Below are 18,242 nucleotides of genomic sequence, written 5' to 3' on the forward strand. Positions count from 1 at the left end.
TATAATTTCTTTCATCCAAAGGAGGGTGTGGGTATGAGAAGAATAGCGTTATTAACAGCGGTGTTGATAGTTGTTTTGGCTTTTGTTAGGGTTGGTCTTGGAGAGGATGGAATCTTCAAGTTTGAAAACGGGATATGGTATTTAGATATAGATGATAATGGCATAAAGGATGTGGTTATCTGTGGAGAATATTTTACACCTTGGGGAGGCAATATTTATAAGGCTTGTTCTTTTTATTTGAGGACTAAAGAAGGAAAATTATTCTATATACCTATACCAGCAGAAGGTAACAAAGGGTCAGAAGTAAGTGTTTATACATACTCAAAAGTTGGTGGTTGTGGAAGTAGAATTAATAAGGAGGAAATTACGAATCTCTCAAGCTTTAGGCTTATCAAATTAAATAGTGGTGTCTATCTAATACTTGCTAAAAAAGATTGTAAATCTATTGAAAAAATGATTAACAATAAATGCCCTTTTAATGTTGTTATATTTAAATACGACCAAGAAGATAAAACCTTTTTAAAGTATAAAACTTATGAGTTAAATAAGCCTTATTGTGACAGTGAAGAAGTTTTTAAAAATGAGAATAAAATTCTGAAATTATTAGATGGAGGTAGATAAAAATGGGAAGAGAAGTTGTAAAGGCAGAACAAAAAGGTAGAAGTGTCTATTACTACTATTCGGATGGAACTTATGAAATAAAAAGCGGGAATAATATTGCCATAAAGACAAACAATCCTGGAAATTTAGTTGAAGATACGCTTGAAGGTAAAAAATATGGAATCGGCGTTTATGATAGAGGTGATGGAGTTCATAAATTTGCTATATTTCCAGATTTAGAAACAGGGGAAAGAGCTTTACGGGAATACCTTTTAAGGAAATATAGAGATCAGACGATTGAAGATTTAATGTATAAATATGCTCCACCAGAGTATAACAACACAGAGGCCTATATTCAAACCATTGAAAAGGTCGGGATTAATAGAAATTCTAAACTAAGCGATCTAAATCAAGAGCAATTTAATATTCTGGTAGATACAATAATAAAAGTAGAGTCTGGAGGTAAATTAAGGTCTATTAATTCACAAACTAATCCTATTTCTGGAGATTCTTTGTATAACTCTCTCCCCACCAACCCCCATACCTACACCGTCCAGCCAGGGGATACACTTTCAAAGATAGCAAAAAGGTATGGGTTAAGTCTTGATGAGCTAATTAAGGCAAATCCTGGGATAAAGGATCCAAATCTTATATACCCTGGGCAGAAGATAAAAATCCCTGGCTATGCAGAAAAAACTCGCTCCAATCTTAGGGAGGGCACTCGCAGAATTGACCCCCTTGTGATAGACCTTGACGGAGATGGGATAGAACTGACAGATATTAAAGACTCCACTGCCATGTTTGACATCTCTGGCTCTGGTTTTGCAAACAGGGTTTATAATCTTACTCAGAGGAGGGTGTGGGGATGAGAAGGGTATGTGAGGTATTGGCCTTTATCATATTACTTTTTTTAAATTTTTTAAACCCTCTTTATGCAGAAACCATCGAATCAGTAGGAGAAAATACCGAACATTTAACAGAGTTTATATGTGGTAATGCTATTGTAAAAGTATTAACTCATTGTGTTTATTGTGAAGATTTACCTCCATTTTGTGTATCTGATAAACAGTATATTGTTTTGAAAAACATTTTAAGTGATAGGAAACAAATCTTGCTCTCATCTTCTCCAACATACGCTGGAGAAAAATATGCATTTTTGAACAAAGAAAAAGTTAAAGGAAAGCGTATTTTACAGTATTTGATAGTAGAAGTAAGCTGTTACAAGGCAAAAACTGATAACAAGTATTATATTGAATTAAGTTATTACAACGGTGGCAATTGCGAACAATGTGAATATTTTGAACTTTATAATGATGAAGGAAAGTTGATACTAACGGATAGAGAAAAAATTTTCTATAAACCTAAATCATTTCAATTTAACAAAATTTTAAAGAAATATGCCCTTGAATATAAAAAATTCAAATTAGAAGGTATAAAAAATTTGGAAATAAACCCATGCAGGAGGGATAAATCATGAAAAGAAAGACTCATTTTTATGAGCCTATTGATCGCACTCCAGGAAGACTTGCAGGTAATAATTTCATCCAAAGGAGGGTGTGGGTATGGGAAAAGTGGGTAGGTTTCTAACTGTATTTCTTCTTTTACTCCTTTTAACACTTTCTACTTATGTTTATGCAGAGCAAAAAGAAACAGTTAGTCTTGAGTATGTAGGAACTATAAAAAATATTCCTAATTTATATTTTGAAGAAAATCCGTTTTATCCTTCTAAACCTGTTTTGGTGTCTAAAAACTATCTGGTGGTTAATACTAAACAAGATGATAAATACGGAGTGTTTATTCTTGGTTTAGACGGTAAAATATATTTGCATAAAAAAGATGTAATTGCTACGTCTGTATCCCAAAACAGTAGATATTTTATTTTGGAAAGTACAGATTCCAAAAAAATGAAAACAACTAAAGAATGTGAATACGGTTATGCTACGTCTATCTATATTTTTGACGCTAAAGATGTGAATAACATAAAACAAATAGCAAATTTCAAAGCATGTAGTTTTAATTATGCATTCTCTCCTAATGGAGAATACTTAGCTCTTACAGTTCCAAAAAATAACTTAAACAGAGAAGAAAATATACCATTTAAATTATTTCAACTCCACAATCTATATGTAAATGGCTGGATTAATGATGAAACTATAATAGTAAATAAAATTATAAAGTCTAAAGGATCAATAGAAGTTGAGCCACATGGGGATTACTACTATCGTAAATTTTATTATATGGGAATTAAAAAGGGCTCACAAATTGAATTTACATCTGGATTATTACAGATTTTACAAGTTGCAAAGGATAAACTAATTTTTAAAGATTATAACAACTGCAAACTTTTTTCTCATGATATGGGACAAATTTTAGCATGTGCCCTGTATGTATATGATTTTCAAAAACGAAAAAAACTACTTGCTGGATATGAAAATGAGTATTATACTTTTTCGCAGCTACAGCTTTTGAGTTTAGTAATAGATGAAAAAAAGCAACAAATTGAATAAGCCAGCAAAAGTTTTGTTTTATAAATGGGATGATGGATTTAAATATTTAGGAGCGGTTCAATTAAGCTCAGGCTACGCTACTAAAAAGACTCTCCTTCATCCTTATATATCTCCAGATGAATCTATTGTAGCATTTCCAATCATAACAAATATTTTAAATGTTGGACCTAATTTTTACATTGATATCTATAAACTTAAAATTGAAAGGAGGTAGGAAAAATGAACTACAATCCTGGACCACAATTTAGAAAAACCTCAGGTTATGGAAGGCGAATACACCCGATAACAGGCAAGCCAAATAGGTTGCTATATAATTTTACTCAAAGAAGGGTGTGGGTATGAAAAAGGTTTTTAAAAACTTTGTTCTAACGGTTGTTTTGGTTTTGGCGTTTGTTAGAGTTGGTTTTGGGGAGGAAAAACAGGGAGGGCAAATTGAGAAAAAATACCCTCCGTATCCTGATGTATGGGAATGGATGTTCCCTATAGAGAAGGGTACATACATTGCCCCTTCCTTGATAAAATTACAAACTGGTGATTATGTAGTTATAAAAAGAAGATTTATAGGTGCTACAATTACAAGTGAAAAAAGTATTCCAGTTGCCTGTTATCTTCTTTTTGAAAATCAACAATTACCAATGGATGAATGCGAAAAATTACATGACTGTGCCATATACAATAAAAACTGTGATTTTCTTAAACAGAAGAATGCCAAGATTATCGAAGAGTCTTACCTTAAAGATGAATTTCCTATATACAGTGGTGACGTTATGCTTGATCTTGGTGGCATAAGCATGGGCTCTCCTAAATGCTCAATGGGATACAAATCAATTGTATTAAAGAATGTAAAAGAGAATAAAATTATCTTATCCGTTGTGCCTGTTTATCTTTATGATAAGCCTATAAAAGTATATATAAATCCTTATTGTGAATGGAATTGGGACTATAACTATAGTAAGGATTATATTCTCTCACCGATCTCATTCGGAGATGTTTTTTCGGGTATTTATCCCTTAGAAGATGGCAATTTTCTGATGAAGATTAATATGGGAAAAAGCGGTGTGTACTTTATAAGATTCGACAGTATGATGCAGACAAAAAGTTCTATAGTTGGAAGAAGAATTTTCTTCATTAAAGAGGATGAATTCAAGAAGTTAATGTTTAAACAAGTAAATGTCCGAGAAGATGAGCTGCATCCCTATAGTGATTACGAGATATATAAGAATATTTTAAACTACATCAAATCTAAATACTTAAAAAACTCAAAAGGGGGTAAACCATGAATAACTATATGACTGAAGAAAAGCCAATCATGGTTTTAAAATATCAACCATTAAGAGTTATAAGTTTTATTATGTTTCTAGGAATACCTGCTATAGGAATGGGTTTTATAGGATTATTATTTATGTCTAAAGAACACTCTAAAAATCTATTTGATTACTATTTCGTAAAATATTTTGGCTCAGTTTGGATTATTATAATAGGGAGTTATTTAGTTATTGATTTAGTTAATACAGATAGGATAGAACTATATAAAAATAAGATTGTAAAGATATACCGAATACCATTGTTTAGTGATAAGAAAGAGATTTATTTAAATAATGATACTCATATCTTTATGACTTGGTCTAGTATCAGATTATACGATAAAAAGCCTACTATTACAAATAGGATAATAAGTTTTCTTTTTATATTTTTCAGCAATGCATTTTTTATTCACATAAATAGGTTTAATAAAAAAGACCAAGAACGATTTGCTGACTTTTTATCAGAAATTTCAGGAAGGCCTAAAGAATATTTTTTGTATAGATCTGATAGCTCTATAAAACCTTTAATTATCAAAAACAAGGAGGTTTAGGTATGGCAGAGCAAAGAAATAATAATCAGGAAAATATTGTGGATGCAATGAAACCTACTCCTATGGACATTCCATCAAGCTTAAACACTTTTTTATCAGCATTAGCTGAAAAATCTCTTGATAAACTTATAGGAGAGAGTGAGCAATTTATAGATACAAGGGCATTACCGAATGCATTAGCTACTAAGTTTACTGCTATTGATCTATTGATGACATATGTTTCTTATGAAGAAAAACTACAAGAAGGTAAGACAAAACAAGAAGCTATAGGAGAAGCTTTAGCAGAAACTTTAGGTGGAACTTTGGGAGGAGCTGTAGGTGGATCTCTTTTTGGACCTGTTGGAGCAGTTGGAGGAGCTTATATTGTTTCACGAGTTGGTTTATTTACCTGGGATAAATTTATGGATTTTCTTAAAGCTTTAGCGGAATGGTCGGTACAGAGGGAATCAGAAGAGTCAATCCAAACGGAAATAAACACGGAGCAGAATGTTAATTCATATGCCGAAAAAGCTCGCTCCAATCTCAGAGAAGCCACACGTATCATTCCTCTTATATTTGACCCCCTTGTGATAGACCTTGATGGAGATGGGATAGAACTGACAGATATTAATGACTCCACTGCCATGTTTGACCTTTCTGGCTCTGGGTTTGCAAACAAAGTGGGATGGATAAGCAAGGATGATGGATTTTTGGTTTTGGATAAAAATAACGATAACAGAATAAACGACATCTCTGAGATGTTTGGAAATGCCACTCAGTCTGGCTTTGCTATGCTTTCTCTTTATGACACAAACAGAGACGGTAGAATTGATGCCTTTGATGATGTGTTTAAGAACCTCAAAGTATGGCAGGACAAAAATGCAGACGGAAGAACTGATGAAGGAGAGCTTAGAAGCCTCTCTGAGCTTGGAATAAAATCCATAAACTTAAACACTAAAAAGACAAACATAAATCAAGGTGGAAACCAGATAACAGAGATAGGTACAGTTGAAAAGGAAGATGGCACAAAAACGCAAGCTGGCAATGTGAATTTTGAGCTTGATAGGCTTTATAGGTTGCCATATAATTTTACTCAAAGGAGGGTGTGGGTATGAGAAGGGTTTTTAAAAGCCTGGTGTTAGTGTTTGTTTTGGTTTTTGTTTTTGTTGTGGTTAGCTTTAGTGAAGAAAAACAAGAAAAGCATCCTATTGATGTATGGCTTGAAAAATGTATAGAGAAAGATTCTTCAACTGCTGAAATGATAAACTGCTCCAATAAAGCTTATGAAATGTGGGATAAAGAGCTCAATAGAGTATATCAAGAACTTATGAAAAAGCTTTCTCCAGAAGAAAAGGAATTACTTAAAGAAAGCCAAAGGCAATGGCTTAAGTTCAGAGATGCAGAGTTTAGGTTTATAAATCAAATATATGGATATGAAGGTGGTTTTTATCATACACAAAGAATAGGTAGCAAAATTGACTTGGTTAGAGAGAGAGTTTTACATCTATTGGATTATCTAAAAGAAAAAATGATTTCTAATTAAGGAGGCATAGCCATGGATGTATTCATGATGGCTCTTAAGTTTACAAAAAAGGCTGAAGGGGGATATGTAAATGATCCTGATGATCCGGGTGGTCCTACGAAATAAAGATTTGATTATTAATGGACAAGGAAAGTTAGGAAGATATTGGTATGAGAAGGGTTTTTAGAAACTTTGTTCTAACGGTTGTTTTGGTTTTGACATTTATCGGGATTGGCTTTGGGCAGGAAAACCTAAAACCAAGAATAGATTATCAAGTAGTAAAAAGATTAGATTGTAAACACCTTAAAGTAACTCTAACTACTCACTGTCTCATTGAGGTTATGAATTCGGCATACAGAACATGTTTAGCAGATGATCAATATGTCCTTATAACAAATGAAAAAGAAAGCAAAAAACTAATAAACTCATCATCACCTAAATACAGCTTTGATATGTTTTCTGAATTTGTAGACGAAAATGAAGATATTGTTAATAAGAAGTTAAAGGATAAAAAAGTTTTAGATTATGAAATTTCAGAAGTGATGTGTTATACGGATAAAAAAGGGAAACCATACATAGGACTTGAGTATTACAGAGGAGGTAACTGTGCAGAGTGTACATACTTAGAAGTTTACGATGAATTTGGCAATCTTGTCATTTCAGATAGAGAGAAAATATCGCTAAGTAGAAAGAATCTTCCTTATAGTGAATATCATACTAAATTGAGACAAATTGCAAAAAATACAAAAAATAAAATGAAAAAGCTCGGTTTAGTAAAAGTTAAGAGTATAGAAGGGAGGTAAACCATGAATAACTATATGACAGAAGAAAAGCTAATCGCGGTTACGCCGCAGGCTTGTAAGACACTCTTTTATTATCTGTTCTTCCAGGATTTCGTACAGGTCCAATATGTGAGTTCTCCTACCTTCTAGTATCTCTTTCCTGAAGCTTTCCAACACTTTCCTGGCAGCGCTCTTTATGTAAACTTCTGGGTATTTGTCTCTGTACCTTTCTACGAGCTTTAATACTTGGGGCAGTTCCTTCAACAGTTCCTTTTTCATGTGTATAATGTTAGCACCGTGGGGCTCATAGAGTACCTAAGCAGAGATCTTGGGGCAAAGGTAGTCCAAACCCACGCAAGCTGGGTGCTAATAACTCCGGACGTGGTCTACAAGATAAAAAAGCCTGTAAACTTTGGATTCCTAGATTACTCTACCCTTGAGAAGAGAAAGGAAAATTGCCAAAAGGAGGTGATCCTAAACAGGAGGCTATGCCCTAACATCTACCTGGGGGTTGTTCCCATCAGCTTGGTAGACGGCAGGTACATGCTGGAGGATGACTCAAACGTGGTGGAGTATGCGGTCAAGATGAAGAGGATCCCAGAGGATAGCCTTCTTATAAACAGACTTCCAAGAACTACGCAGGAAGATGTAAGGATGGTGGCAAGGCTTTTGGTGGACTTCCATGCAAAGGCTGAAAGGAGGGACGAATGGGGAAGGCTTGAGGTGATGGAGTTTAACACGGATGAGAACTTTGTGCAAACGGAGAAGTACGTGGGCATAACCATAGAAAGAGAGGCATACAACTACATAAAAAAGAGGGTGGAGGAGTTTTACACTAAATACGAGGATATCTTTGAGAAGAGAATAAGGGAGGGCAAGATAAGGGATGGTCATGGGGATATAAGACTTGAGCACATAGCTTTTTTGAAAGAAGGGGTGTGCATATTTGACTGCATAGAGTTCAACGACAGGTTTAGGTGCGGAGATGTGATAAACGACATGTGCTTCCTCTCCATGGAGCTTGATTTTTACTCAAGGAGAGACCTATCGGAAGCATACGAAGAGGAGTACAAAAAACTTTCCAAGGATGAAGACTTTGACCTGCTTTTGAACTTCTTCAAAAGCTACAGAGCGTATGTAAGGGGAAAGGTCTACAGCTTCATGCTGGATGATCCACAGGTGGAGGATAAGGAAAAGTACAGGGACCTAGCCAGGAAGATGTTTGCCCTCAGCCTGGAGTACACCAAGAGGATGCCCTAATCCAACCACCTGAGGGTTATTTCATAACCGCCCCTTACCCTGTAGCGGTTTTCCTCAATGTAGACAACCAAGGGGTTGTTAGGATCGATGGCCTTTGCCTTCTCTACGTAGTATCTACCCTCTGCATACCTCCCTGAAAGGATGAGGGTAAGACCTATGGTAGCGTAGACCCTGGATGTCCATGTTCTGTTGGGTGAATACCTTACTGCTGCAAAGAATCTATCATTGGCATCCGAGTAGTATCCACACATTCCTTGAGCTACACCTAGCCAGTAGAGAGCTTCAAAGTTCTCTGGGTTCTTCCTGAGAGACTTTTCAAACTCATGGATGGCCTGTTTGCAGTGACCCTTCCTAAGCTGCTTTTTGCCATTCTCCAGATTTTTGTCTGAGGCTACTATAGGCCCTGGTGGACGGCCTGTAGGTTGGGTAGGTTCGTCAGATACCACTACAGCGGTGCTGGTGCATGAAAAAAGAGCAAGCCCTAAAGATGCAAGCCCTATGGCGGCTTTTTTACCCATGAGGGTATATTCTAAGCTGGAAGATGAAATTATAATTAAAAGTTTATGGGTTACAGCTGCGGTATAGTGGGACTACCAAACGTAGGCAAGTCTACTCTTTTTAACGCCATAACTCAGACGGCAAAGGCTCAAGCTGCAAACTACCCCTTTTGTACCATAGAGCCTAACGTGGGAGTGGTGGCAGTTCCTGACGAGAGGCTATACACCATAGCCAAGCTGGAGAGGTCTCAAAAGATTACTCCTACCTTTATGGAGTTTGTGGACATAGCTGGTCTGGTAAGGGGTGCAAGCAAGGGAGAAGGCCTGGGAAACCAGTTTTTGGCCCACATAAGAGAAGTGGACGCCATAGCCCAGGTGCTAAGGTGCTTTAAAGACGAAGATGTGGTGCACGTAGAGGGTTCTGTGGATCCCATTAGGGATGCCCAGATAGTGGAGCTGGAGCTCATAGCCAAGGATCTGGAGACCGTGGAGAAGAGGCTTGAAAAAGTAGAAAAGATGGCAAGGATAGGAGATAAGAAGGCCAAAGAGGAACTTGAAAAGCTTTTGGCCATAAAGGATGTCCTTGAGAACATGGTACCGCTCATAAGAAAGTACAGGGATCTCGGTCAGGAAGTAGTAGATTATGCAAGGAAGAATCTCTTTTTGCTTACAGTAAAGCCTATGATGTACGTGGCTAACGTGGACGAGGAGTCTTTGAGTTCTCCAAACGAACACTTAAAGAGGCTGATAGAATACGCCCGGGGTATAGGCGTGCCCGTAGTGGTCATATGTGCAAAGCTTGAAGCCGAGCTCATAGCCTTAGAGGAGGAAGAGAGGAAGGAGCTCCTTAAGGCCTATGGACTTGAGGAGCCGGGACTTAACAAGCTCGTGAGGGAAGGCTACAAGCTCTTGGACCTTATTACCTTCTTCACAGCAGGTGAGAAGGAAACCAGGGCCTGGACTGTGAAGAAGGGTACAAAGGCACCGCAGGCAGCTGGTAAGATTCACTCTGACATGGAGAGGGGTTTTATAGCCGCAGAAGTGATAAACTACGAGGACTACATAAAGGTAGGCTCTTTAGCAAAGGCCAAGGAGATGGGTCTTGTAAGGTTAGAAGGAAAGGACTACCAAATACAGGACGGAGATATTGTTTACTTTAGGTTTAACGTATAGCCGTGTTTGTCAGAGAGCTTTCGCCTGAGGTAATAAGTAGGATATCAGCAGGGGAGGTGCTGGAAGGGCCAACCGACTGTGTCAAAGAGCTCATAGAGAACTCTTTGGATGCCAACGCTAGCAGGGTAAAGGTGGAGATAGTAAAGGGAGGCAAAAGATACATATCCGTGCTTGATGACGGCACGGGGATACACCCTGAAGACCTACCCTTGGTCATAAGGAATCACACGACAAGTAAGATAGCAAGCTTTGAAGATATCTTCAAAATTCCTTACTATGGCTTTAGGGGTGAAGCCCTTCACTCTATAGCCAGCGTGAGCAGGCTGGTTATAAGGTCTAAGCATTACACACAGGAAGTCTGCTACGAGCTTAAGGCTGAAGGTGGTAGAGTCTGCTACGTGAGACCTTCAGCATGTTCAGCAGGAACTCAGGTAGAGGTCTACGACCTTTTTTACAACCTTCCAGTAAGGCGTAAGTTCCTCAGAAAGGAGGACACAGAGAGGAAGAAGATAGTAGAGCTCATAAAGGTTTATGCCATGGCAAGGCCTGATGTAAGCTTTGAGCTTATATCCGACGGTAAGAGGGTACTCTTCCTACCGAGGGCCAACAGCTACAGGGAAAGACTTGAGGAACTGTTTGGGGAAAGGTTCGAAGAACGTCTGGTGGAGGATCAGTACATAAGGGTCAGAAGCTTGATATCCGTGGAACCTTCAAAGGCTCAGGTCTACTTCTTTGTAAACTCGAGACCTGTCTACAACAGAGAGCTTTTGGAGTTCATAAGAGGGAGGGCAGGAAAGGCGAAGGTGGTCATCTTTCTAGAGGTTCCACCCTACCTGGTAGACACAAACGTCCATCCCAAAAAGAGGGAAGTAAAGTTCTACAAAGAAGGCATCATAAAAGAACTCATCTCAGAAGCCTTTGAAAGAAAGCACACATCTGTACTGGCACAGCCCAAGGAGAGGTACGGGGAGAAGTTTGAGGTACTCGGTTCCATAGATGACACCATAGCTGTAGTGAGGATAGGAGACTTTATATACTTCTTTGATCAGCACCTTTTGTCCGAAAGGGAAAATTACGAGAAGGGTATGGTAGAGGATATGGCATGCAGAAGCTCCATAAAGGCTGGCCATAAACTTACAAAGCAACAGATTGAAAGTCTTGTAAAGAAGTGGTTCTCCTTTGAGAATAAGGAAACATGCCCACACGGAAGACCCCTTTATTACCGCATATACATAGGTGATGTATACAAGAAGTTAGGGAGGTCCTTCTGATGCTAGCAAAAAGGATTATACCCTGTCTGGACATAGACAAGGGAAGAGTGGTCAAAGGAGTAAGGTTTGTAGACTTGGTGGATGCCGGAGACCCGGTAGAAAACGCAAGGGCCTACGAGGAACAAGGAGCTGACGAGCTCGTCTTCTTGGACATAACCGCCTCTGCGGAACAGAGAGACATAATACTCCATGTGGTCAAAGCTGTAGCTGAACAAGTCTTCATGCCCTTCACGGTAGGTGGTGGTGTAAGGACATTGGAGGATATAAGAAGACTCTTAGAGGCAGGAGCCGACAAGGTTTCCATAAACACTGCTGCAGTGCAGAACCCATCGTTGGTGTACGAAGCAGCCAAGAGGTTCGGCTCTCAATGTATAGTGGTGGCCATAGATGCAAAGAGAAGTCAAAAAGGATGGGAAGTGTACATAAAAGGTGGAAGGGTACCAACGGGTATAGATGCTGTGGAGTGGGCAAAGAAGGTAGAAAGCCTGGGTGCTGGTGAAATACTCTTGACATCCATGGACAAGGATGGGACCAAGTCGGGTTATGACGTAGAGCTTACAAGAAGCGTAGCCCAGGCTGTTAACATACCAGTCATAGCTTCAGGCGGTGCCGGTTCTCTAGAACACTTCTACGAGGTATTTACAGAAGGTATGGCTGATGCTGCACTTGCAGCATCCCTATTTCACTTTAGAGAACTAAGCATACCACAGGTTAAAGAGTATTTAAAAGCTAAAGGCGTACCAGTGAGGGTGTAGATTATAATCAATCCCTATGGAAAGAGTTTACAGCATAGAGGAGAAGGTTAGACTCATCGTGGAAGAATTTTTTGATGACATAAAAGCAAAGGAGCCCTTTTATTCCTGTCTAGATGACTACAGCTTCAGACTAAAAGCAAAGCTTTCTGAGCTTTTGACTCAGCTCATGCCAGATTACGAAAGTGCCAACAGGAGCTTTGACAGTGCCCTCCTCGGAATATACACCTATTTGGAGAAGCGTATAAACGTAGCAAACTTAGAAGACAGGGAAGAGCTAGAGAGGCTCATAAAAGCCCTAGAAGAGACCAACAGAGTACTCATGAGCTTTATGTACGACGAGAGGATAAAGGACAAGGGCACCCTTTCAAAGGTAGCTGGAAGTATAAGGGACTGGGCTGAAGCACTAAGCGTGGAGTTCAAAAGGAAGTTTTCCAGCTTTTGGACAAAATTAAAATCTCTCTTTGGAAAACGCTAGATGCTAAAGATAGGCATAACCATAGGAGATCCGGCGGGTGTTGGACCTGAGCTTATAGTAAGACTTGGTGACCATCTTTCAAAGGATAGAGCTTATGTAATCTACGGAGAGGAGAAGATAATCCGTCTTGCTAGAAGTCTGTTTAATCCGAGCTTTGAATACGAGGTGATCCAACTTCCAGAAGATATAAAGGATCCAGGTGTATACCTTATAGACCTAAACATAAGCCAGACGGACAGACCTCTTCCCTCACACGTATCTGGCATAGTTGCCATTGGATACCTGGGCAGGGCTGTAGTAGACTTAGTTTACGGAAAGATAGACGGTCTTGTCACCATGCCCATAAGCAAGTTCTGGGCTAAGATGGCGGGCTTTGCCTTTGAAGGGCAGACGGAGTTTATAACGAGCTCCTTCCGGGTAAAGGATTACGCCATGATGATGTACTCTTCAAAGGTTAAGGTGGTCCTCCTTTCTACCCACGTACCCTTATCTGAAGCCATAAAGCAAGTTACCAAGGAAAACATAAACAAGAAGGTAAAGCTTGTAAGCTCCGAGTACAAAAGGCTCTTTGGGAAGGAACCATCCATAGGTGTGCTTGGTCTTAACCCACACGCTGGGGAAGGTGGTCAGATAGGCAACGAGGAGCTTGAACACATATATCCAGCAATAGAAGAACTCAAGATGGAAGGCTACATGGTAGAAGGTCCTCTGTCCCCTGACACAGCGTTTATGAAAGCCTCCGAGTACGACCTTTTCCTCTGCATGTACCACGATCAGGGGCTTATACCCTTCAAGCTCTTAGCCTTTGATGAGGGTGTAAACTTGACCCTTGGCATACCAAAGGTGAGAACATCGCCAGACCACGGTACGGCTTACGACATAGCCTGGAAGGGCATAGCCAACCTTGGACCATCGGTGAGTGCCCTTCATCTCTGCGAAAAGCTATCGGAAGGTGCAGCATCATGAAAGCTTTTCTACAAATAGCTTTGCTGTTTGCTATGTTAACCGTTGTAGGGTGGCTCATATACCTAAACCAAGGGAGTGTCTCCCTCGTCCTAACCCCACCGGTGGGTGGAGTCTACTACGTTACTAATCCTCTGCCCCTCGGGCTTTTCCTTGTGATAGCCTTCTTAATAGGTCTCTTACTGGGCTACCTGATAAGGCTCCTACAGGACATATTTAAGTGAGACTATATTTAAACGGATGGCAAACAGACTTATAAACGCAAAGAGTCCATACCTTAGGAAGTCTGCCCACCAGCCTGTAGACTGGTACGAGTGGTCGGAAGAGGCTTTTAGGAAAGCAAAGGAGGAAGACAAGCCTATACTCCTCTCCATAGGTGGTGTTTGGTGCCACTGGTGTCACGTGATGGCCCATGAGAGTTTTGAAAACCCAGAAATAGCCAAGATAATAAACGAGAACTTTGTGGCCATAAAGGTAGACAGGGATGAAAGACCAGACATAGACAGAAGGTACCAGGAGGTGGTCTTTGCCCTCACAGGCTCCGGAGGATGGCCACTCACAGTTTTTCTAACACCTGACGGTGAGGCTTTCTTCGGTGGCACCTACTTTCCACCCGAGGACAGATGGGGAAGACCAGGCTTTAAAAGCATACTCCTTAGGATTGCCCAACTGTGGAAAGAAGACAGACAAAGGATACTAAAGTCTGCCCAGCACATATTCCAAACCTTACAGACTTACAGCACATCAAGCCACAAGGATCATGTTGATGAGGACCTTTTGGAAAGGGGTATATCGTCCCTTCTAACGGCCATAGACTATCAGTACGGTGGTATAGGTTCCGCTCCCAAGTTTCACCATGCTAAGGGCTTTGAGCTGCTCATCTACCACTACTATTTCACCAAAAACGAGCTTATACGAAGGGCAGTAGAGATTTCTTTGGATGCCATGGCAAAGGGAGGAGTCTACGATCATTTGCTCGGTGGTTTCTTTAGGTACTCCACAGACGACCTATGGAGGGTACCTCACTTTGAGAAGATGCTTTACGACAACGCAGAGCTCCTAAAGCTTTACTCCATGGCATATCAAGTATTTGGTAAGGATCTCTATAGGTACGTAGCTGAAGGGATAGTAAGGTACTACAGAGAAGAAGCTTCAGACCCAGAAGGTGGTTTCTACGCTTCCCAAGATGCAGACATTGGCACTTTGGACGAGGGTGGCTATTACACTTTCTCCCTGAAGGAGCTTTCTCAGTTCCTAACGGAAGAGGAACTAAAGGTGGCAAGCCTTTACTTTGACATAGGACCAAAAGGAGAGATGCACCACGATCCTTCAAAGAACGTCCTTTTTATAGCCATGTCGGAGGAGGAAATAGCCAGCTTTTTGGGGAAACCTGTGGAGGAGGTAAAAGGACTCCTCAAATCCGCAAGGGAGAAGATGCTAGACTACAGAAGGAGGACAAGAGAAAGACCCTTCATAGACACTACCATTTACACCAACTACAACGGGCTTATGCTCTCAGGAATGGCGTACTACTATAAGGTCTTTAAAGATTCTTGGGCCTTGGACATCTCTGTTAAGACTGCCGACCGTGTACTGTCAGAACTCTACGACGGAAAAAGGCTCATGCACACCCACGGTGTAGAAGGCTTTTCTGAGGACTACATCTTCTTGGCTATGGGTCTGCTGGACCTCTACGAGATCTCAAGAAGAGAAGAGTACCTGCAAGCAGCAATAAACATCGCAAACACAGCTATAGAACTCTTTTGGGATCCACAGGGCTGGGGCTTCTACGATACTATCCCCAAGGGTGAAGGATTGCTGAAGGTACCCTCAAAGCCTGTTAACGACTCGCCTACCCAGTCAGTTAACGGTACGGCTCCTTATTTACTAATGACCCTTTACTCTTTGACAGGTGAAGAAAGGTACATGGACTACGCGGAGAAGACCCTTCAGGCTTTTTCCAGGCTCGTCAGAGAAGCTCCCATGATCTCTCACTCTTACCTTATAAGCCTCTATGCTTACCTTAAGGGCATGTGTAAAGTAGAGACCTCGGAAAGGTGGGAGGAATGTCTTAGTGCTTTTAGACCCTTTAAGTTTGTGAAGTTCTCGCCCGTGGAGGGTATAGTGGCATGTGTGGGTACAAGCTGCAGGAGGATAGAGGACTGCCAGGAATTGACCAGCTTATGAATATCATACCCATTTGATAGCCTTTGACTATATTTTAATGGTCCTAAAACCCATAGGAGGTATACCATGCTTAGAGCTCAGTGGGTAGAAGACAGGAAGAGGTTTAAGAATAAGACGCAGATGCACCTTGCCCGTCAGGGCATAATCACAGAGGAGATGAAATACGTTGCAAAGAGGGAAGGGCTACATCCTGAGTTTGTAAGGCAGGAGGTAGCAAGAGGGAGGATGATAATACCGGCTAACATAAACCACCTACATCTGGAGCCCATGTGCATAGGCATAAACTCCAGGGTTAAGGTAAACGCCAACATAGGAAACTCTGGCCTTGCCTCCGACATACCCACAGAGGTAGAAAAGGCCAAGGTGGCCATAAAGTACGGTGCAGACACCATAATGGACCTGTCCACAGGTGAAGCCATAAGAGAAACAAGGCAGGCCATAATAGAAGTAAGCACAGTTCCCGTGGGAACAGTTCCCATATATGAAGCCTTCAAAATAGCAAAGGGTGACGTCAAGAAGATGACCGTAGATCTCATCCTGGATGTGATAGAGGAACAGGCAAGGCAAGGTGTCTCTTACATGACCATACACGCGGGAGTACTCAGGGAGTTTCTACCCCTGGTTCAGCACAGGGTAATGGGTATAGTTTCAAGGGGTGGAGCCATAATGGCCCAGTGGATGATGGAACACGGAAAGCAAAACCCACTGTACGAACACTTTGATAAGATCTGCGAGATATTCAAGAAGTATGACGTGTCCTTCTCTCTAGGTGATGGCCTAAGGCCTGGTGCTATAGCGGATGCATCGGACGAGGCCCAGCTTAAGGAGCTGTATGTCCTTGGTGAACTTACAAAAAGAGCTTGGCAGCACGACGTTCAGGTTATGGTAGAAGGTCCAGGACACGTACCCATGGATCAGATAGAGTTCAACATAAAGCTCCAACAAAAGGTATGCCACGAAGCACCCTTCTACGTACTCGGACCTCTGGTAATAGACGTGGCTCCTGGTTACGATCATATAGCCTCAGCCATAGGAGCAGCCATGGCAGGATGGTACGGCGCAGCCATGCTATGCTATGTCACGCCTAAGGAACATTTAGGTCTACCTAACATAGAAGACGTAAAACAGGGAGTAATAGCCTACAAGATAGCTGCACACGCTGCAGACGTGGCCAAAAACTGGCCAGGAGCAAGAGACTGGGACCTTGAGATGTCCAAGGCAAGGTTTGCTTTTGATTGGAACAGACAGTTTGAGCTGGCAATAGATCCAGAAACGGCAAGGGCTTACCACGACGAGACCCTGCCACAGGAAGGATACAAGGTAGCCAAGTTCTGTTCCATGTGCGGCCCAGAATTCTGCGCTTACAAGATCTCCCAAAATGTAAGCTCTAAGATGGAAGAGGTATTAAACTTAGACAACTGGATAGCTCCATGAAGGTAGCCATAATAATGGGTAGCTACTCAGACTGGGAACACCTAAAGCCTGCCTACGAGATTCTCAAGGAGTTCGGTGTAGAGTGTCACGTAGAGGTAGTCTCTGCCCATAGGACACCAGAAAGGATGTACGAGTTTGCCAAAAAAGCGAGGAAAGAAGGCTTCGAGGTGATCATAGCAGGAGCTGGTGGATCTGCCCACCTTCCTGGGATGACCGCCTCCATGACCACCCTTCCCGTTGTGGGAGTCCCTATACCCACAAAACACCTGGGGGGTGTAGACTCTCTTCACTCCATAGTCCAGATGCCGGCAGGAGTACCAGTGGCTACTGTAGGAATAGGCAACGGGACCAACGCAGGGCTTCTAGCCCTGCGTATCCTATCTATAAAGTACCCAGAGATAGCCCAAAAGCTCGAAGAGTACTCCCAAGGGCTAAAGGAAAAGGTTAGAGAGATGAACAAGAAGCTGAAAGAGGAGCTAGGCTGAATCTATATACACCTCTGCTCCTTTAGGTAATCCATAAGCTTTTTCTTTTCAAACTCTTGAGCCTTTACGTAGTTAACCACACATGTAAGCGTCTTGGGAGGAACGTAACCAGGGACCTGCAGCACAACTCTACCCTCCTTGTTGTAGAAAATTATGTGAGGGTAGGACCTGACGCCGAGTATATCAACCAGCTTGTCCTCCGTGGTGGTCATCTCCTTGCCATCGAGCTTTATGAAGACTGGTGCATTGCTTTCAGCCAATACTCTGTATACATCCATATCCTTGAGCGTCTGTATAAGCTCCTGGTTAGTTTTCAGATCCTTGTCAAGCTGTTTGCAGTATATGCAGCCCTGGCTTTCTACTATAAGCATGGCATAGTCCTTTCGAGGTATAAGGCTCTTTGACTCAGAACTTGCAGACTTTCCCTTCTGACAGGAAGTAAGCATCAAGACAAAAAGGATTAAAAACATAAGCCTTTTCATAGGAAATAAAATATA

The 18,242-nt window shown here is 41.1% G+C and carries 24 protein-coding genes; 21 read left to right on the forward strand and 3 right to left on the reverse strand.

Going from position 1 to position 18,242, the window contains the following annotated elements; translation table 11 throughout:
• The first annotated feature begins 33 nt into the window (after nt 1-33).
• The 11 genes from B5444_RS06025 (at nt 34) to B5444_RS06075 (ending at nt 7,266) form a co-directional block, all read left to right on the forward strand.
• Complete coding sequence (locus B5444_RS06025) at nt 34-621, forward strand: hypothetical protein (RefSeq protein WP_079654323.1); 588 nt, start codon at nt 34-36, stop codon at nt 619-621.
• 2 nt (nt 622-623) lie between these two features.
• Nucleotides 624-1,469, forward strand: coding sequence for a SafA/ExsA family spore coat assembly protein (gene safA / locus B5444_RS07735; RefSeq protein WP_197680859.1), 846 nt, complete (start codon nt 624-626; stop codon nt 1,467-1,469).
• On the forward strand, nt 1,466-2,077 hold the full coding sequence (locus tag B5444_RS06035) for a hypothetical protein (protein WP_079654324.1): 612 nt from the start codon (nt 1,466-1,468) through the stop codon (nt 2,075-2,077). The genes safA and B5444_RS06035 overlap by 4 nt, the downstream gene beginning before the upstream one ends.
• Before the next feature lie 85 nt (nt 2,078-2,162).
• A complete protein-coding gene (locus B5444_RS06040) occupies nt 2,163-3,107 on the forward strand; it encodes a hypothetical protein (protein WP_079654325.1) in 945 nt (314 codons plus the stop codon).
• Nucleotides 3,082-3,321, forward strand: coding sequence for a hypothetical protein (locus tag B5444_RS06045; RefSeq protein WP_079654326.1), 240 nt, complete (start codon nt 3,082-3,084; stop codon nt 3,319-3,321). The genes B5444_RS06040 and B5444_RS06045 overlap by 26 nt, the downstream gene beginning before the upstream one ends.
• A gap of 124 nt (nt 3,322-3,445) precedes the next feature.
• Nucleotides 3,446-4,387, forward strand: a complete 942-nt coding sequence (locus B5444_RS06050; RefSeq protein ID WP_079654327.1) for a hypothetical protein — start codon at nt 3,446-3,448, stop codon at nt 4,385-4,387.
• The gene (locus B5444_RS06055; protein ID WP_079654328.1) at nt 4,384-4,962 is read left to right on the forward strand and encodes a hypothetical protein; all 579 of its coding nucleotides are present in this window, start codon (nt 4,384-4,386) and stop codon (nt 4,960-4,962) included. The genes B5444_RS06050 and B5444_RS06055 overlap by 4 nt, the downstream gene beginning before the upstream one ends.
• Before the next feature lie 2 nt (nt 4,963-4,964).
• Nucleotides 4,965-6,056, forward strand: coding sequence for a penta-EF hand family protein (locus B5444_RS06060; protein WP_079654329.1), 1,092 nt, complete (start codon nt 4,965-4,967; stop codon nt 6,054-6,056).
• A complete protein-coding gene (locus tag B5444_RS06065; protein ID WP_079654330.1) occupies nt 6,053-6,484 on the forward strand; it encodes a lysozyme inhibitor LprI family protein in 432 nt (143 codons plus the stop codon). The genes B5444_RS06060 and B5444_RS06065 overlap by 4 nt, the downstream gene beginning before the upstream one ends.
• A 12-nt stretch (nt 6,485-6,496) precedes the next feature.
• On the forward strand, nt 6,497-6,589 hold the full coding sequence (locus tag B5444_RS06070) for a glycosyl hydrolase 108 family protein (RefSeq protein WP_079654331.1): 93 nt from the start codon (nt 6,497-6,499) through the stop codon (nt 6,587-6,589).
• A 44-nt stretch (nt 6,590-6,633) separates the two neighbouring features.
• A complete protein-coding gene (locus B5444_RS06075) occupies nt 6,634-7,266 on the forward strand; it encodes a hypothetical protein (protein ID WP_079654332.1) in 633 nt (210 codons plus the stop codon).
• Nucleotides 7,267-7,296: 30 nt separating this feature from the next.
• Here B5444_RS06075 and B5444_RS06080 read toward each other — a convergent pair whose 3' ends face one another.
• A complete protein-coding gene (locus B5444_RS06080; RefSeq protein WP_079654333.1) occupies nt 7,297-7,524 on the reverse strand; it encodes a hypothetical protein in 228 nt (75 codons plus the stop codon).
• Nucleotides 7,525-7,542: 18 nt separating this feature from the next.
• On the opposite strand from B5444_RS06080, the gene B5444_RS06085 reads away from it, so the two are divergent.
• The gene (locus B5444_RS06085) at nt 7,543-8,505 is read left to right on the forward strand and encodes a gluconokinase (protein ID WP_079654334.1); all 963 of its coding nucleotides are present in this window, start codon (nt 7,543-7,545) and stop codon (nt 8,503-8,505) included.
• Here B5444_RS06085 and B5444_RS06090 read toward each other — a convergent pair.
• Complete coding sequence (locus B5444_RS06090) at nt 8,502-9,023, reverse strand: tetratricopeptide repeat protein (protein WP_079654335.1); 522 nt, start codon at nt 9,021-9,023, stop codon at nt 8,502-8,504. The two genes, B5444_RS06085 and B5444_RS06090, sit on opposite strands and share 4 nt — an antisense overlap.
• A 45-nt stretch (nt 9,024-9,068) precedes the next feature.
• Here B5444_RS06090 and ychF point away from each other — a divergent pair, with 45 nt between their 5' ends.
• The 9 genes from ychF to purE all read left to right on the forward strand — a co-directional run bounded on the left by ychF (nt 9,069) and on the right by purE (nt 17,745).
• Complete coding sequence (ychF, locus tag B5444_RS06095) at nt 9,069-10,175, forward strand: redox-regulated ATPase YchF (RefSeq protein ID WP_079654336.1); 1,107 nt, start codon at nt 9,069-9,071, stop codon at nt 10,173-10,175.
• Nucleotides 10,176-10,177: 2 nt separating this feature from the next.
• Entirely contained in the window at nt 10,178-11,446 is a 1,269-nt protein-coding gene (gene mutL, locus B5444_RS06100) for a DNA mismatch repair endonuclease MutL (protein WP_079654337.1), read from the forward strand.
• Nucleotides 11,446-12,201, forward strand: a complete 756-nt coding sequence (gene hisF / locus B5444_RS06105; RefSeq protein ID WP_079654338.1) for an imidazole glycerol phosphate synthase subunit HisF — start codon at nt 11,446-11,448, stop codon at nt 12,199-12,201. The genes mutL and hisF overlap by 1 nt, the downstream gene beginning before the upstream one ends.
• Before the next feature lie 16 nt (nt 12,202-12,217).
• Nucleotides 12,218-12,676 carry a hypothetical protein gene (locus tag B5444_RS06110; RefSeq protein WP_079654339.1) on the forward strand — a complete coding sequence of 153 codons (459 nt, stop codon included), beginning with the start codon at nt 12,218-12,220 and terminating at the stop codon, nt 12,674-12,676.
• Complete coding sequence (pdxA, locus tag B5444_RS06115; protein ID WP_079654340.1) at nt 12,677-13,642, forward strand: 4-hydroxythreonine-4-phosphate dehydrogenase PdxA; 966 nt, start codon at nt 12,677-12,679, stop codon at nt 13,640-13,642.
• On the forward strand, nt 13,639-13,863 hold the full coding sequence (locus B5444_RS06120; protein ID WP_079654341.1) for a hypothetical protein: 225 nt from the start codon (nt 13,639-13,641) through the stop codon (nt 13,861-13,863). The genes pdxA and B5444_RS06120 overlap by 4 nt, the downstream gene beginning before the upstream one ends.
• A 16-nt stretch (nt 13,864-13,879) precedes the next feature.
• Nucleotides 13,880-15,826 carry a thioredoxin domain-containing protein gene (locus tag B5444_RS06125; protein ID WP_079654342.1) on the forward strand — a complete coding sequence of 649 codons (1,947 nt, stop codon included), beginning with the start codon at nt 13,880-13,882 and terminating at the stop codon, nt 15,824-15,826.
• Nucleotides 15,827-15,892: 66 nt separating this feature from the next.
• Complete coding sequence (gene thiC, locus B5444_RS06130; protein WP_079654343.1) at nt 15,893-17,260, forward strand: phosphomethylpyrimidine synthase ThiC; 1,368 nt, start codon at nt 15,893-15,895, stop codon at nt 17,258-17,260.
• The gene (purE, locus tag B5444_RS06135) at nt 17,257-17,745 is read left to right on the forward strand and encodes a 5-(carboxyamino)imidazole ribonucleotide mutase (protein WP_079654344.1); all 489 of its coding nucleotides are present in this window, start codon (nt 17,257-17,259) and stop codon (nt 17,743-17,745) included. The genes thiC and purE overlap by 4 nt, the downstream gene beginning before the upstream one ends.
• A gap of 2 nt (nt 17,746-17,747) precedes the next feature.
• Here purE and B5444_RS06140 read toward each other — a convergent pair whose 3' ends face one another.
• Nucleotides 17,748-18,227 carry a thioredoxin family protein gene (locus B5444_RS06140; protein WP_231967104.1) on the reverse strand — a complete coding sequence of 160 codons (480 nt, stop codon included), beginning with the start codon at nt 18,225-18,227 and terminating at the stop codon, nt 17,748-17,750.
• Nucleotides 18,228-18,242 lie beyond the last annotated feature (15 nt).

This window comes from Thermocrinis minervae (assembly GCF_900142435.1).
Classification (GTDB): Bacteria; Aquificota; Aquificia; order Aquificales; family Aquificaceae; genus Thermocrinis_A; species Thermocrinis_A minervae.